The following is a 15,293-nucleotide window of genomic DNA, read 5'->3' on the forward strand; positions in this document are numbered from 1 at the left end:
CTATGCCTCCTGTTTTGGCAATACTGCGATTTTCTTATCAATAAGTTTTTGTAAGGACATGAGTATTCCAAGTTTTGCGTGATACCAGGTAAGTCCACCCTGGAAATATACAGCGTAGGGGGGCTTGATGGGACCGTCCGCAGAAAGTTCAATGGAGGAGCCCTGCACAAAGGCGCCTGCTGCCATGATCACATCACTGTCATAACCGGGCATGGCCCACGGTTCCGGCTCCACAAAGCTGTCCACCGGTGCGGCTGCCTGAATGCCTTTGCAGAATTCTATGACACCTTCCGGCACGCCGAAAGTGACTGCCTGGATGATATCATGACGGCTTTCCGTTCCGTTTGGAACCACCCCGAAGCCAAGGCGCTCATAAATATTAGCGGCAAATACGGCGCCTTTCAGCGCACCTGCCACTACTGTGGGGGCCAGAAAGAACCCCTGGAAGAAGGACTGGTTCACACCCAAAGTGGCACCTACTTCCTTTCCAAGGCCGGGGGAAGTAAGGCGGTAAGCGGCATTTTCCACATATTCCTTTTTCCCCACAATATAGCCGCCGATGGGAGCCAGGCCGCCGCCGGGATTTTTAATGAGGGAGCCTACGATCAGATCCGCTCCCACATCAGTGGGTTCCACAGTCTCAACGAATTCTCCGTAACAGTTGTCAACCATGCAGATCACATCCGGTTTGATGTGTTTCACGAAGGCAATCAGTTCGCCGATTCGTTTTACGGACAGTGTGGGGCGTGTCTGATAGCCCTTGGAGCGCTGAATGGTAACCAGTTTTGTCTTTTCGTTCATGGCTTTTTTTATGTTATCATAGTCAAAGCTGCCGTCAGGAAGCAAATCGGTCTGTCTGTAGGTGACCCCGTATTCTGCCAGGGAACCTCCGGACGGACGGATGCCGATAACCTCCTCCAAAGTGTCATATGGTTTGCCCACGGGGGAAAACAATTCATCGCCGGGCCGCAGATTGCCGGACAGGGCTACAGCTAGTGCATGGGTACCACAGGCTATCTGGGGCCGGACCAGCGCGGCTTCCGCGTGAAAAGCGTCCGCATATACATCTTCCAGGGTATCTCTTCCCAAATCATTGTATCCGTATCCGCTGGATGCATAGAGACACGCCTCGCTGACTTTGTTTTTCTGCATAGCCAGGATCACTTTCATCTGGTTGTATTCTGCATTTTCGTCGATGGCGGCAAAACGCTCCTTCAGTTCTTTTTCTATTTTATTTCCATATGCCAGTACCTCACTGCTGATTCCAAGCCGGCGGTACACTGCATTCATTTCCTGCATCACAAAATTCCTCTTTCCTTACATATTTTCAGCATGTATTTTAAAATGGCATCCTCGTCATAGGAGAATTCCGGTTTATTTACCCATATAACGTTCTTTTCCCTGCGGAACCAAGTGAGCTGCCGCTTGGCAAAATGGCGTGTGTCTCTTTTTAGAATATAAACTGCCTCCTCCTGGGAAATTTCCCCATCCAGCCAGGATAGGATTTCCTTGTAGCCAAGGCCCTGCATGGAAACCATATTTTTGTTGTAACCCATATTTTTCAGTCTCCGGACTTCCTGTATAAGACCTGCGTTCAGCATTTCATCCACCCGTCGGTCAATACGGGCGTATAGTTTTTCCCTGTCATCGTTCAAGACAAAGTAAGCGGTGTTGTAGGGGGAAGCTTTTTCTGCCTCCCGCTCATTGTGCTTGGAAATGGGCTCCCCTGTCAGTTCATAATATTCAAGAGCACGTATGACTCGTTTTATGTTGTTCTCGTGTATCTTTTCCGCTGAGACCGGGTCTGCTTCCCGGAGGCGCTGGTGCATCCGGGCGGCTCCATATTCCTGAGCTTCCCGCTCCAGCCGTTGTCTTACCGGGCTTTTTTCCGTATCCTCGGAAAAATCAATGTCCTTTGCCACAGCTTGGATATAAAAACCCGTGCCGCCTGTCAGGATGGGGATTTTTCCTTTTGCGTAAATTTGTGCCATAGCTTCTTTTGCCATCTGCTGGAATCTGACTACATGGAATTCTTCCTCAGGGTCCAACACATCAATGAGATAATGCGGAACACCGTCCATCTCCTCTTTCGTGATCTTGGCGGAGCCGATGTCCATATGGCGGTACACCTGCATGGAATCCGCTGAGATGATCTCCCCGTCTGCTGCGTGGGCCAGTGAGATGGACAAGCGGGTCTTGCCCACCGCAGTAGGCCCGGTCAATATGATCAAAGGTTGTTTCAAGTTTTTCACCTACACAATCCGTTTAAATTTCTTTTCCAATTCGTATTTTGTCATGGAGACAATGGTTGGTCTCCCATGTGGGCAATGATAAGGATTTTCAAGGCCCAGAAGTTCATCAATCAGTTTGTCAGCTTCCAAAACGGAGAGTATCTGATTGCCTTTAACAGCGGCTTTACAGGCGGCTGTGGCAATTCTGTGGGTGATCAGTTCAGGCGTCTTATTTCTGCCCTCTGCTTCCAGGCTGTCCAGGATTTCAATGAACAGTTCCTGGACCGTGATGCCGTATAGGTTAGCCGGAACTGCGCTGATACTGTACTCTTTTCCGCCGAAGGAGGATATTTCAAAGCCAAACTGCTCAAATATCTCCATCTGTTCTTTCAAAAGGGCGGCCTCCTGAAGGCTGAGAGCAATGATTTCCGGCGGGCTGACCATCTGCGAAATGATTTCCCGCTGTTCAAACTCTTTCATAAAGCGCTCATAGAGCACTTTTTCATGGGCAGCGTGCTGGTCAATGATGTAAAACTTTTCATCGTATTCCACCAGCCAGTACGTGTCAAAGAGCTGTCCGATGATGCGGTGGTGCTGTCTGGCTTTTTTTGACAGAAGCTTGTCGTCAAAAAGCTCCATCTGCTGGGTGTTTTTCAGTATAACGGTATCCTGGGATGTATCTTCACCGGGATTGGCCGGGGCGTCTGAAGGACTGCATTTGGCAGACTGAATGCCCGGAGCGGAAAAAGGGCTGGTATCTGTCACGGCACTGTCCTTGGGCGGCTGTATCTTTTCGTCGGAAACAGGTCTTACAACTGCCGGGTGAACGCCAATCGGATTTCCGTTTTCCGGAATCTCAGCATCCCGCCCGATCCCAGACTTTGACGCTGATGTTTCGGAAGCGCTGTCATATTTATATGGGCTGCTCTCCTCTTTGATATGCCCGGGCTGCTGGCCGTTAAACGGATCTGTATGCTGTACCTGCATACCGCCAGACTGAGTTGCCCGCTGTGTCTTAGGTGTATGGATGTGTTCTGTCTGCCGCGTCTGCTGTGGGCTAATCGGCTCTGGCTGCTGCGCTTGCTGTGCGTCCGTATACGCTGCCCGCTGCATCTGGGAAGTATGGGGAGAGCGAGCCTGCTGTGGGGTATGGTTCCCGGCACTCTGCTGGTTTGTATAAAACAGGCCTGCCCTGCGGTTCTGCTCAAAGGGTTCCGGGCCGGCGGTTTTTCCGGGGTTTTTTTCTGGAGTTTCGTTCTCCTTCTCCCGGACCAGTTCAATGTCAGGGATCAGTTCCCTGTGGGCCAGTACAGAGGTAAGCGCTTCATAGGTAGCCTGATAGACGGCCTGCTGGTTCTGAAACCGCACTTCCATTTTGGTGGGGTGCACATTAACATCAATTTCATCCCCCTGGATATTGTACTGCAGGCAGACGAAAGGATATTTATGCTGCATCATATAAGGCTTGTAAGCGTCCTCTATGGCTTTCATGATCACCTTGCTTTTTACATATCTGCCGTTAATATAATAATTCTCAAAGGTTCTGTTTCCGCGGGCAATGACAGGCTTTCCTGCAAATCCCTCTATGGAAATGCCGTTTTTCTCATATGTTACCCCAGCCAGTTCCCTGGCAATATCTCTTCCGTAAATGCCGTAGATGACATCTTTCAGGCTGGCATTGCCGGAACTGTGGAGCTTTGTCTGTCCGTTTACCATGTATTTAAAGGATATAGCCTGGTGGGACAAGGCAAGCTGTTCCATGTAGGTACTCACATATCCCGCCTCCGTCATGGCTGTCTTTAGAAATTTTGCCCGGACCGGTGTGTTGAAAAATAAATTTCTTACAATAATGGTAGTACCACAGGGTGCTCCGATTTCTTCCAAAGATTTTTCTTTTCCGCCTTCTATGAGATAACGTATTCCGGTTAGGGCTTCCGGGGTCTTTGTTATAAGCTCTACCTGCCCAACGGCGGCAATGCTGGATAACGCCTCCCCGCGAAATCCCAAAGAGGAGATCATCATCAGATCCTCCACCTTCTCAATCTTACTGGTGGCATGGCGCAGAAAAGCCAAGGGCACCTGTTCCTTCATCATGCCGCCGCCGTTGTCGGTCACTCGTATGAAGGAGATGCCGCCCTCTTTGATTTCCACGGTAATGGCTGTGGAACCGGCGTCAATGGCATTCTCCACCAGCTCCTTCACCACGGAGGCGGGGCGTTCCACCACCTCGCCTGCCGCTATCTTATCTATGGTATTCTGATCTAAAACAGCAATTTTTCTCAATTCTGTCACCATCTGTTCTTCAGCTTGTTCTGAAGTTTATAAATTGTGTTCAATGCGTCAATTGGCGTCAAATTAGAAACATTAATATTTTTCAGTTCCTCCAGCACATCGTCATCCTTTACCGTATCAAACAGGGAAATCTGCTCCAAATCCAATTCATCCAAATGTACCTGAGGTTTTGTCTTGGTCTTTTTGTTTTCCGATGCTATATCCTTCACTGCTGCCGTAATGTCAGCGCTGACCAGTTCCTCAACCAGTTCTTTTGCCCGCTCTATGACAATATCCGGCACACCGGCCAATTTTGCCACCTGAATGCCGTAGCTCTTATCAGCTCCGCCTTTTACGATTTTACGCAGAAAGACAATGTCATCTCCCCGCTCTTTCACGGCAATACAATAATTGTTCACACCGGCCAGTTTTCCCTCCAGCTCAGTCAGTTCATGATAATGGGTGGCAAAAAGTGTCTTTGCACCTAATATTTTTGTGTTGCTGATATATTCAATAACTGCCCATGCAATGGAGAGACCGTCAAAGGTACTGGTACCGCGTCCAATCTCATCCAGGATCAAAAGGCTTCTGGCGGTGGCGTTGCGCAGAATGTTAGCCACCTCTGTCATCTCCACCATAAAGGTACTCTGGCCGCTTGCCAGATCGTCCGAGGCTCCCACGCGGGTGAATATCCGGTCCGCAATGCCGATGTCTGCCTTCTCCGCCGGAACAAAGGAACCAATCTGCGCCATCAGGACAATCAGGGCTGTCTGCCGCATATAAGTCGATTTACCTGCCATGTTTGGGCCTGTGATGACGGATACCCGGTTCTTATTGTTGTCCAGATACGTGTCATTTGGGATAAACATATCATTTGGGATCATTTTTTCCACCACCGGATGGCGTCCGTTTTTGATGTCGATGATTCCTTTGGTGTTGATCTTCGGGCGGACAAAATTATTCCTGGAAGCCACCAAAGCCAGGGAAATATAGGTATCCAGCTTGGCGATAGCCTTGGCGGTCCGCTGGATACGCTCCACCTCTCTGGAAATGGTATTTCTTACGTTCACAAAAAGCTCGTATTCCAAAGCGTAGAGTTTATCCTCTGCACCCAGGATCATATCTTCCAGTTCTTTCAGCCTGGGCGTGATATAGCGCTCCGCATTGGTAAGCGTCTGTTTTCTTGTATAGTGATCCGGCACCATATCTTTGAAGGAATTTGTGACCTCAAGATAGTAGCCGAAAACCTTGTTGTATTTAATTTTCAGATTGCGGATACCGGTTTTTTCCCTCTCCTGGGCTTCCAGCTCGGCAAGCCAGGATTTCCCCTTTGTCTTAGCCTCCCGGAAATGGTCTACATTTTCATTATAACCATCTTTAATGATCCCGCCCTCTTTCATGGCAAGAGGCGGTTCCTCCACAATGGCAGACTCCAGAAGCGTATACAAATCCCTCAGATCATCCATATCATCATAAATACACTGCATCTCTTCCGCGGAAAAGCTTTTGACAAGCTGTTTGATATACGGGATCATGGAGATGGAGGATTTGAAGGAGATCATATCCCTTGGATTGGCTGACTGATAGCTGACACGTCCAATAAGACGCTCCATATCGTAAATGGGATTTAAGTATTCCCTGATCTCCTCCCGGTCCATTTCCCTGGAATTGATTTCTTCCAGAGCGTCCAGGCGCCGGTTGATGGCATCCTCGTCAATGAGAGGCTGCTCAATAAAGGAACGCAGCATTCTGGCTCCCATGGCGGTCTTCGTCTTATCCAGCACCCATAAAAGAGAGCCGCGTTTTACCTTCTCACGAAGGGCTTCCGTCAGTTCCAGATTCCGTCTGGAAGAACTGTCGATCACCATAAAGCGGTCCGTAATGTATGGTGTGATGGCGCGCATGTGCTCCAGGGAATTCTTCTGCGTCTCCAGCAGGTAGGTCAAAAGAGCACCTGCCCCGATGGTGGCACACTCGTAATCTTTCAGGCCCAGCCCCTCCAGGTTGCCCACATGAAAATGTTCTTTCAGTGTTCTTGTGCATAGGTCATCATCAAAATACCAGCTCTCCAGCGGATACAGAGATATGTTCAAACGGTTTTTGATCTCATCAAGATCCACACCACTCATGCAGAAAGCCTCATTACAGATGATTTCCGCCGGGGAGAACTTGTATACCTCGTCCAGGAGCGTTCTTATTTTATCCACTTCTGTCACCATAAAATCACCGGTGGTCACATCAGCGATGGCAATGCCGAAACGGTTAGACAGATAGACCACTGCCATAATATAGTTGTTTTTTGTCTCATCAAGAGCCTGGGTATTTAAGTTGGTTCCCGGTGTGACCACACGGATAACCTCTCTTCTGACCATGCCCTTGGCTTCTTTGGGGTCCTCCATCTGTTCACAGATAGCCACTTTGTAGCTCTTTGCGACCAAACGGTTTATGTAGACTTCTGCCGCGTGATAGGGAACGCCGCACATAGGCGCACGCTCCGTAAGTCCGCAGTCCTTACCGGTCAGGGTCAGTTCCAGTTCACGGGATGTGGTGACAGCATCGTCAAAAAACATCTCGTAAAAGTCGCCCAGGCGGTAAAATATGATACAGTCTTTATTTTCTTCTTTTGTCTTCACGTAGTGCTGCATCATTGGTGAGAGTGATGTCACATCCACGTCTTTAAATGTAAGTCCCATATATTGTCATCCTACTTTCGTACCCATGTAATAAAATCCTCTGCATTCATCAAGATGCACCTGAATCAGGCTTCCGACCAGAGAGGCATCGCCCGGAAAATGCACCAGTGTGTTGTTGGAAAGTCTTCCCGTCATAAGAGATTTATCGTGTTCATTCTGTTCTTCCACAAGAACCTCCTGTATTGTCCCCGTATCTCTGGACGACATCTCCCTGCCTATGACCTGTACCCTTTTAAGCAGCCGGTCAAAGCGGTCTTTTACGTCTTCCCCGGAAATCTGGTCTTCCATGACAGCGGCAGGCGTTCCGGTCCTCTTGGAATAGATGAAGGTAAAGGCACTGTCATAGCGGACCTTTTCCACCACATCCAAGGTCTCCAGAAAATCCTCCTCCGTCTCGCCGGGAAATCCTACGATAATATCCGTAGTAAGGGAAATATCCGGCACAGCGGCGCGGATTTTTTCCACAAGGGCCAGATACTGCTCCTTGTCATATCTTCGGTTCATTCGTTTTAAGATACGGCTGCTGCCTGACTGAAGCGGCAGATGAAGGTGCCTACAGATTTTTTTGCTGTTCTTCATGACTTCGATCAGCTCGTCCGACAGATCTTTTGGATGGGATGTCATAAAGCGGATGCGGCGAAGTCCTTCAATCTTTTCAATCTCCTGCAAAAGACCTGCAAACGTCATAGGTTCTTCCAGATTTTTGCCATATGAATTTACATTCTGACCCAGAAGCATAACCTCCACCACACCGTCAGCTACAAGCTGTTCAATCTCTCTTACAATATCTTTTGGACTTCGGCTTCTCTCCCGGCCGCGCACATAGGGTACAATGCAGTAGCTGCAGAAATTATTGCATCCAAACATAATATTGACACCGGATTTAAAGGAATACTTCCGCTCCGCAGGCAAATCCTCCACAATCTTATCGGTATCATTCCAAATATCAATGACCATACGGTCAGAAGTGAGGGCACTGACGATCAGCTCTGAGAACTTATAAATATTGTGTGTGCCGAATATCAGATTGACAAAAGAATAACTATTTTTCAGCTTCTCCACCACGTGAGCCTCCTGCATCATGCAGCCGCAGAGAGCGATCATCATATGGGGATTTTTCTTTTTCTTTGCGTGAAGCTGGCCAAGGCGGCCATATACACGGTGGTTGGCATTTTCCCGGACCGTGCAGGTATTGAAAATGACAAAGTCTGCATCCTCCTCCTGCTTTTCCACATATCCGATATTCTCCAGCACGCCAACCAGCTTTTCGGAATCCCTGGCGTTCATCTGGCAGCCGAAAGTATTTACACAGAAAGTCAGGGGCCGCCCCAGAGCTTCGCTTTTTTCCTTCACAAGAGTCCGTGCTTTTTTCATGAAATAATATTGGCGGTCCGGTTCAAGAACCGGCGCTTCACCGCTTATATCTATATTTCCCAGAATTTCTTCCAAATTTTCCTGATTCATTCCATATCCTTTCCAAATTTGCAACTGTTCAGTATCCTCAACGTTACAGGCAAAATCCATGCAGATTCGCATTTGGAGATGGGATTTTTGCTTGGCTGCTGAATAGTTACCTCGATTTTATCATCAAAACATTCAGACCTATTTTACTATAACGGATTTTAATTTTCAATCATTAAAATTTACATAATATCGAAACAGAATAGGAAAAAAGGTCGGAATGTATCAAATCTTGTCATACACCCAACCTTTTCCTGTGTTCTTTTCTTATAAAATTAATGTTTTGTTTTGAGTCCGTATTTTTGTCCCAGGTTCGTGACTGTGCCGTCTTTTTCCTGGATATCAATGTTGTCCAGCTGGGAACGCATATTCATGCGGATAGTGGCAATGTACTCTGTGCGGAGTCTTTTCTGCTCCTCTTTCTCCTCCGGTGTCAGTTCTGTAACTTTAGACTTTCTGGCAAGTTCGTTGATTCTGTCTATCTGTTCCTGGTTCATGTAAATCTTCTCCTCCTATCTTGTTCTTCAAGGGGCAGCATCAGAGCTTTTGGATGATATCATCCAGATAGAACCCTTCTTTTTTATCTGATAAAAATAAAGTGCCATGGTTTCTTCCCTGCATGATCTTATGTATCACATGGAAATCCTCTCCGTTGGCGATCACCATATCAGCACCTGCGCTGGTTGCTATGTGGGCGGCTGTCAGTTTTGTCGCCATGCCTCCGGTACCCACAGAACTTCCTGTGCTGCCCTTTGCCATTTTCTCCAGGTGGCTGTCAATCTTTTCCACCACCTCAATAAATTTTGCGTCCGGGTTCTGATTGGGGTCATCGGTAAAGAGCCCGTCAATATCAGACAGCAGGATCAGCATATCGGCGTCCACCAAAGCGGCTACCAACGCGGAAAGGGTATCATTGTCACCAAATTCAATTTCATCCGTGGAAATGGTGTCATTCTCATTTACAATGGGGATCGCCCCCATATCAAACAGCTTATTGAACGTATTTATGGCATTGTTTCTGGTGGCTGCATTGATCATAGTGTATTTTGTCATGAGCACCTGGGCGGCAGTCTGATTGTATTCTGCAAAAAGCTTCTGATAGATCATCATAAGCCGGGCTTGCCCCACAGCAGCACAAGCCTGCTTTTCTGCCAGCTCCTCAGGACGCCTGCGAATGCCCATGGCACTTCTTCCCACAGCGATGGCACCGGAAGACACTACGATCACATCCTTGCCCTGGTTGTGAAGGTCTGCCAGTTCCCTGACCAGAATTTCCATTTTTGTGAGGTTCAAACGGCCTGTCTCCTCATGTGTCAGGGAGGAGGAGCCGATTTTTACCACTACTCTTTTTTTATCTTTTAATTTTTCTCTTAAGTTCATTGTTGATCACTCCATAGTTTTCATGTCCTCTTATATTACACCATTTTTATGGGTTCGTCCAGAGGGCCTTTTTCTTTAGCTGGAATAATTCTCTAGAAAACTGTAAAGCTCATCTGTCCCCACGATCTCCTTGCCGCCCAGGACTTCGGCCTGCTCTTGACTTGGAAGCGCCTCAAGGGGAATATCCGTGTATTCAAAGACTTCCTTTCCATCTTCCAGGTAAACCACCAGGCTGCCGTTTTCCATACGGATGCAGTAGCGGGTCTCTTCATCAGACGCGGATACGTCCCCCAGCTCCTGCCTCAGTACCACCTGATCGTCTGCGTAGGAGGATACCCGAAAGCGTTCCTTGACCAGTTTGCCTGTCTCAGAATTAAAAGATTCAAAGACATAATCACTGTCCCTGGAAAACGGATTGGCGGAGACTTGTTTTCCCATCAAGGCACTCTCCTGCTCCAGACGGTTCATCCGGTCTCTTAAAGAGGAGAGCTGGTAACTCAGGAAAAATCCACAGCTCAGGAAAAAAATGGCAAATACAAAGCCGATACTATAAAAAATTCTTTTCATGAAAGAATCACTCCTTTATTCATATAAACTCTCTATGAATATTAGTATCGGCTTTTTTTTCCACTTTATTCAGTTATTCCCTGCATTTTCTAAAGCTCTCAAAAGATTTCCTGCTTACTGGACAGGAGCCTCCTCTGCGCCGGTATCTTCCGGTGTCTCCGCCGGGTTTTCTGTTCCCTGCACCGCGTCCTGGTTTGCTGCTGGGTCGGGATTCTCTGCCGCTTCCGGTGCTGCCGGCTCCGGGCCTGTGATTTCCACCTGATCCGCATTGGTATCCTGAATAATACAAATCCAGGTTTTTCCCGGGTTCAGCGTAATTTCATTGCCGCTTGCGTCGTAGTAGTGTGTTGGCGCCCATTCGGAATCCTTTTTCCAGGTAATGTCAATGGCCTGGCCTTCAGAGATATATTTACCACTGCCGCCGGACATGACATTAATGTGCAGATAAGCGCTGTCCTCATAATTTTCCCAGGGGCAATACTGCAGAATCACATTTTTGTAAGCAAGCTGTCCGCTTGTCAGCTCATCAATCTGCGGTTCTCCATACTGAAAACGGTAGTAGAGTTTTTCCTCCGCATTATAGTCAAACCAGGGGGCATTTACAGAATAGCCGGGCTTTATGGTGGATGCCGGGGTTCCTCCTGCCGGAGCAGCCTCTTTGCCTACCCACGCGAACTGGAAATGCCCTTTGTAATCCGCAGAATACTCCTGGCTGTAGCCATTGATCTCTATTCCCTTCTGCAGTCCCGCAAAACTGGTGTAAGCATTGTGGGGTGCCACCCGGTCTGTAGTGCGGTAATAAACCTCTGCCCCATAACCGGAAAGGCCGCTTAAATTATTGACTTCCGGAATCTCCAGGTAAGGAAGCGCGTAAGCTGCCTGTCCATAATGGGCATAGAGAGCTTCAAACTCCATTGCGTAGAAGATATAATAATCTCTGCAGCTTCTCACGGAACCGATTTTTTCCAGATTGTCATAATCTTCAAAAATGCCCATAAGCCTGGTGATGCCACCCTCCACAGGTGCCTCATATACCACACCGGCGTTAGCGATCCCCGCCTGGGGAACAGCTGCCTGGATGTTGTTCAGCATAACAGCCACAGGTCTTCTCTGGCCTATGGCAGGGCTTACATACTCCCCAGTCAGGTAGCTCTTCATCATACCTTCCGGAATCTGCTCTGTCTCCGGCTCTTTGGGCTGCAGGACAATTTCCTTGGCTTCTTCTTTTTCTTCCGGCTTCTCAACTGTCTCCTGCGGAACCTCTTTTTTCTCAACCTCTTTCTTTTTCCCACAGCCTGCAAGCAGTGTGGATGCACAGACAGCTCCAACCAGCAGCCATGTGAGATATTTTTTTGTTCTCATAATTTTCCTCCAAATTCTTATCTGCGGATGCCCAGTTCATCAAGGATGGATTCCTGTTTTGCTTCCATGACAGCAGCCTCTTTTTCTGACATATGGTCATAGCCCATCAGATGCAGCATACTGTGGGCAACCAGAAACGCAAACTCCCGTACAGCTCCATGTCCGTACTGGTCAGCCTGTTCCAGCATTCTTGGCACTGCGATCATAATATCCCCTAAAATCAGCTCCCCTGTCTCAGGATGGAACGTATCCCCGGACTCCTCAGCAAAGGAGAAATCCCCCGGTGTATCATAATCCAGCATGGGGAAGGACAACACATCCGTTACCCTGTCTATCTCCCGGAATTCCCGGTTTGTTCTATGGATATCCTCATCTGTAGTGAGGACCAGGCTCACCTCCGCCTCATAAGGGCAGTTCTCAGAATCCAGAGCAGCTTCCACAACCAGCCGGGCAATGGCTTCATAATCAAAATCCACATCCCCGGGATACTCCTTGTCAATATTCAGTGTCATACATTTTCCTCCCCATTATTCGCTTTCGTAATTATTTCTGCTTTATTTATTTCCGCGGCTATGCTGCGGCCTGCCGGATTGTCCCGGTTTTTTATCAGCCTCCGCTTTTTCAAATGCCTTGACAATATCCTTCACAAGCCGGCTTCTGACCACATCCCGGTTGTTCAGCCGCACAAGGCCGATTCCATCAATGGAACCCAGAATAGCGGCACATTTTTTCCGGCCGGATTCCGTGATCTTTGGAAGAGCGATCTGTGTCACATCACAGGATGTCCCATAAGATTCCCAACGTACTCATAATATTCATCCATGAATCCCATGTTTATTCCCGTATAGGCCATGATAATAACTGCTTCCTGTTTCGTTATTATCCTTACCTCTTCTTTCGGGGTGATCGTGAAAACTGGTTTCGCTTCTCTTTCTCTGCTTCAGCTTTTTCAAAAGCCTTTACGATATCTCTTACAATCTTGTTTCGGACCACATCGCGGTTAGTTAATCGAATGACGCCAATGCCATCAATTGAGCCGAGAATGTGTGCACATTTCTCCAGTCCGGAATCGACTGACTTCGGAAGGTCGATCTGCGTTACGTCGCCTGTCAAGACCATCTTGGAACCTTCACCTAATCGAGTCAGCGCCATCTTTAAAGTAGACAGGGACGCGTTTTGGCTTTCGTCGATCAGTAACCTACAATGGGATAATGTGCGTCCGCGCATGTAGGCCAGAGGCGCTATTTCGATTGTTCCACGTTCGCGAAGCTTTTCTGCCTTTTCTGCACCATACATATCAAATAGTGCATCATACAGGGGACGCAGATATGGATCTACCTTCTGGGCCAAGTCACCCGGCAGGAATCCCAGGCGTTCTTCACCTGCTTCAATGGCCGGGCGGCTCATAATGATTCGTTCAATCTTGCCCTCTTGTAATTCCTGGACTGCCTGCGCCACAGCCAGATAAGTTTTGCCTGTGCCGGCAGGGCCTATACAGATTGTTACAGCATTTTCGCGCAAAGCTTTTACATAATTTTTTTGTCCAATCGTTTTACAACGGATCGGCTGCCCTTTATGGGCGATGGTAACCACATCTCCCAGCATCACCTTATTTGTTTCCTCCAGGTCACCATCTGCTGCGTCTTCAATCAATCGGTAGATGACGTCCTCATTGATCGTCTCCCCGCTTCCATGAAGCTGCAGAAGGGACTGAAGTACTTTTAACGCATATTTGACATTCTTATCGGACTCGCCTTTGATTTCAATTTTTGAATCCCGCATTCCTATATAAACAGATAAGGCCTTCTCTATGACCCGAATAAACTGATCATGAGTGCCGAAAAGGGCCTGCTGTTGTTCTATGGTATTTAACTCAAGCTGTTCTGTCTGCAAATACCTTACCTCGCTTTCTTTTTCCTGGGGCGGAAAGCCCAAATTTTATTATAGTCAATGGGACGCACTTTTTCAAGGGCAAGTATTAACATATTCAATCGGATTTCATATTTTTTGAAAGTATTTAGAAAATTTGCGGCATCAAGGTGTATCAGGGAGCCATGTATTGAGAAATGCAAGTATTTGTCCCCTCACATGAATTGGCAGGTCATTTTGCGCCAGCCATTCCCGGAAGCGGTCCGCACTCATGAACTGCCGGTTATTTAAGCCGGGTCTCTCAATGAGGCATATCTGGTGGTCCGGGTCCAAATGAAAAGGAGCGGATGCCACAACCGGATAGATGTAATCTCTTGGACCGATTTCTGACAACAGGTAGAACACCGCTGTCCGTTCCCACTCTCCGCGTCTGTCAAAATAGTGCTTTCTGTATTCATATAGATACCTCCTAGTTATCCATCATTTTATACCCGGGATGGACCATACCATGTTCGCCGCACCGTATGATACTGCCATCCTTCACTTAGGAGGCCACATCTGCAAAATTATCCCGTACAGTCTCCGGGATAAGATCTGTCATCACTTGGAGCAGTGTGCTGTCCAGAGAACCAAATCATCGAAATTTATACTGTTATACCCAGCGATTGGTGTATCCCTGAAAAAATGAAGCACGTCTTCCAGGCACTCCTCTTCTGTCCGCTCTGCTTCCAACTGTTCTCTTGTAATTCCAGTCAGCTTGACCGTTTCATCCGGCAGGGGGATATCTTTTGGCAGCCGAAAATACCGATGTAATCGGGCCTCTTCATGGAATACGACGTTCCTCTGGCTGAGTTTGATTGCCGCCAGCTCAATGATCCTGCTGCTCAGCGGATTGAATCCGGTAGTCTCCAGGTCATAAACAATAAGCTGCTCACAGGCTGCCAGTTCTTCTTGAATTTCCTGTACTGTACGAAGGCTTCTCCAATAAAATAGAGATGTCTTCTTTGTCGCTTTTTCTTTCTCCATTAGTTCTCCTTTATGCATGTGGATGGGCGTATTCTTAAAAATCAATGTGGTCATCTGCGGGGGATGGAACAATTTCCGCTGCTATCCCACTTTCGGCTGTAAACAGTCGGATCGCCTCGGCCACAAATCCTTCGGTGCCGGTATCTTCATCTCATTTTTTACCTGCTCCAACAGTTTTGCAAACCGCTCCCGCAAGGTTCTGGTAAGAAGCTTGTCTAGCTGTACCTATATGTCACATTCTCCGCCGCATCCATCAATGTTCTTCTCAGTCACATGCAGTAAGTAAGGAAAGGCAGAGATGTAATCGGATGCGTTGCCGTTCATGCTGACAAATTCCGATTCTGTCAGGATTTTTTGTCCGTTATTGAACAGCTTGATTATTTTCCAATCACAGTTTGCGGCATTCGGACCTGCATCATTTGCCCATGCAAAG

14 protein-coding genes are annotated in these 15,293 nt (G+C 47.8%); all 14 read right to left on the reverse strand.

The genetic code is table 11. The features are described 5' to 3' along the window. Complete coding sequence (locus tag A4V09_RS07010; protein ID WP_065541718.1) at positions 1-1,299, reverse strand: methionine gamma-lyase family protein; 1,299 nt, start codon at positions 1,297-1,299, stop codon at positions 1-3. Further along, the gene (miaA, locus tag A4V09_RS07015) at positions 1,299-2,243 is read right to left on the reverse strand and encodes a tRNA (adenosine(37)-N6)-dimethylallyltransferase MiaA (protein ID WP_065544679.1); all 945 of its coding nucleotides are present in this window, start codon (positions 2,241-2,243) and stop codon (positions 1,299-1,301) included. Before miaA ends, A4V09_RS07010 begins: the two co-directional genes overlap by 1 nt. Positions 2,244-2,252: 9 nt before the next feature. Continuing rightward, positions 2,253-4,526, reverse strand: coding sequence for a DNA mismatch repair endonuclease MutL (mutL, locus tag A4V09_RS07020; protein WP_065541719.1), 2,274 nt, complete (start codon positions 4,524-4,526; stop codon positions 2,253-2,255). Continuing rightward, complete coding sequence (gene mutS, locus A4V09_RS07025; protein WP_065541720.1) at positions 4,520-7,195, reverse strand: DNA mismatch repair protein MutS; 2,676 nt, start codon at positions 7,193-7,195, stop codon at positions 4,520-4,522. The genes mutL and mutS overlap by 7 nt, the downstream gene beginning before the upstream one ends. A gap of 6 nt (positions 7,196-7,201) precedes the next feature. Then, positions 7,202-8,659 carry a tRNA (N6-isopentenyl adenosine(37)-C2)-methylthiotransferase MiaB gene (gene miaB, locus A4V09_RS07030; protein WP_065544680.1) on the reverse strand — a complete coding sequence of 486 codons (1,458 nt, stop codon included), beginning with the start codon at positions 8,657-8,659 and terminating at the stop codon, positions 7,202-7,204. 272 nt (positions 8,660-8,931) lie between these two features. After that, a complete protein-coding gene (locus tag A4V09_RS07035; RefSeq protein WP_065541721.1) occupies positions 8,932-9,153 on the reverse strand; it encodes a DUF896 domain-containing protein in 222 nt (73 codons plus the stop codon). A 40-nt stretch (positions 9,154-9,193) separates the two neighbouring features. Beyond that, positions 9,194-10,036 (reverse strand): glutamate 5-kinase, encoded by an 843-nt coding sequence (proB, locus tag A4V09_RS07040; protein WP_065541722.1) that lies wholly within the window; start codon positions 10,034-10,036, stop codon positions 9,194-9,196. A 75-nt stretch (positions 10,037-10,111) separates the two neighbouring features. After that, the gene (locus tag A4V09_RS07045) at positions 10,112-10,603 is read right to left on the reverse strand and encodes a hypothetical protein (protein ID WP_065541723.1); all 492 of its coding nucleotides are present in this window, start codon (positions 10,601-10,603) and stop codon (positions 10,112-10,114) included. A gap of 114 nt (positions 10,604-10,717) precedes the next feature. Beyond that, entirely contained in the window at positions 10,718-11,965 is a 1,248-nt protein-coding gene (locus tag A4V09_RS07050; RefSeq protein ID WP_065541724.1) for a DUF3048 domain-containing protein, read from the reverse strand. A 17-nt stretch (positions 11,966-11,982) separates the two neighbouring features. Continuing rightward, positions 11,983-12,477 carry an rRNA maturation RNase YbeY gene (gene ybeY, locus A4V09_RS07055; RefSeq protein WP_065541725.1) on the reverse strand — a complete coding sequence of 165 codons (495 nt, stop codon included), beginning with the start codon at positions 12,475-12,477 and terminating at the stop codon, positions 11,983-11,985. A gap of 42 nt (positions 12,478-12,519) precedes the next feature. Then, on the reverse strand, positions 12,520-12,738 hold the full coding sequence (locus tag A4V09_RS07060) for a PhoH family protein (protein WP_065541726.1): 219 nt from the start codon (positions 12,736-12,738) through the stop codon (positions 12,520-12,522). Next, complete coding sequence (locus tag A4V09_RS26955; protein WP_455802574.1) at positions 12,735-12,818, reverse strand: DUF7736 domain-containing protein; 84 nt, start codon at positions 12,816-12,818, stop codon at positions 12,735-12,737. The genes A4V09_RS07060 and A4V09_RS26955 overlap by 4 nt, the downstream gene beginning before the upstream one ends. Before the next feature lie 32 nt (positions 12,819-12,850). Next, positions 12,851-13,858 (reverse strand): PhoH family protein, encoded by a 1,008-nt coding sequence (locus A4V09_RS07065; RefSeq protein ID WP_065541727.1) that lies wholly within the window; start codon positions 13,856-13,858, stop codon positions 12,851-12,853. Positions 13,859-14,434: 576 nt separating this feature from the next. Continuing rightward, the gene (locus A4V09_RS07070; protein WP_065541728.1) at positions 14,435-14,860 is read right to left on the reverse strand and encodes a 3'-5' exonuclease; all 426 of its coding nucleotides are present in this window, start codon (positions 14,858-14,860) and stop codon (positions 14,435-14,437) included. Positions 14,861-15,293: the final 433 nt, after the last annotated feature.

The organism is Blautia pseudococcoides (genome assembly GCF_001689125.2).
GTDB classification, from domain to species: domain Bacteria; phylum Bacillota; class Clostridia; order Lachnospirales; family Lachnospiraceae; genus Blautia; species Blautia pseudococcoides.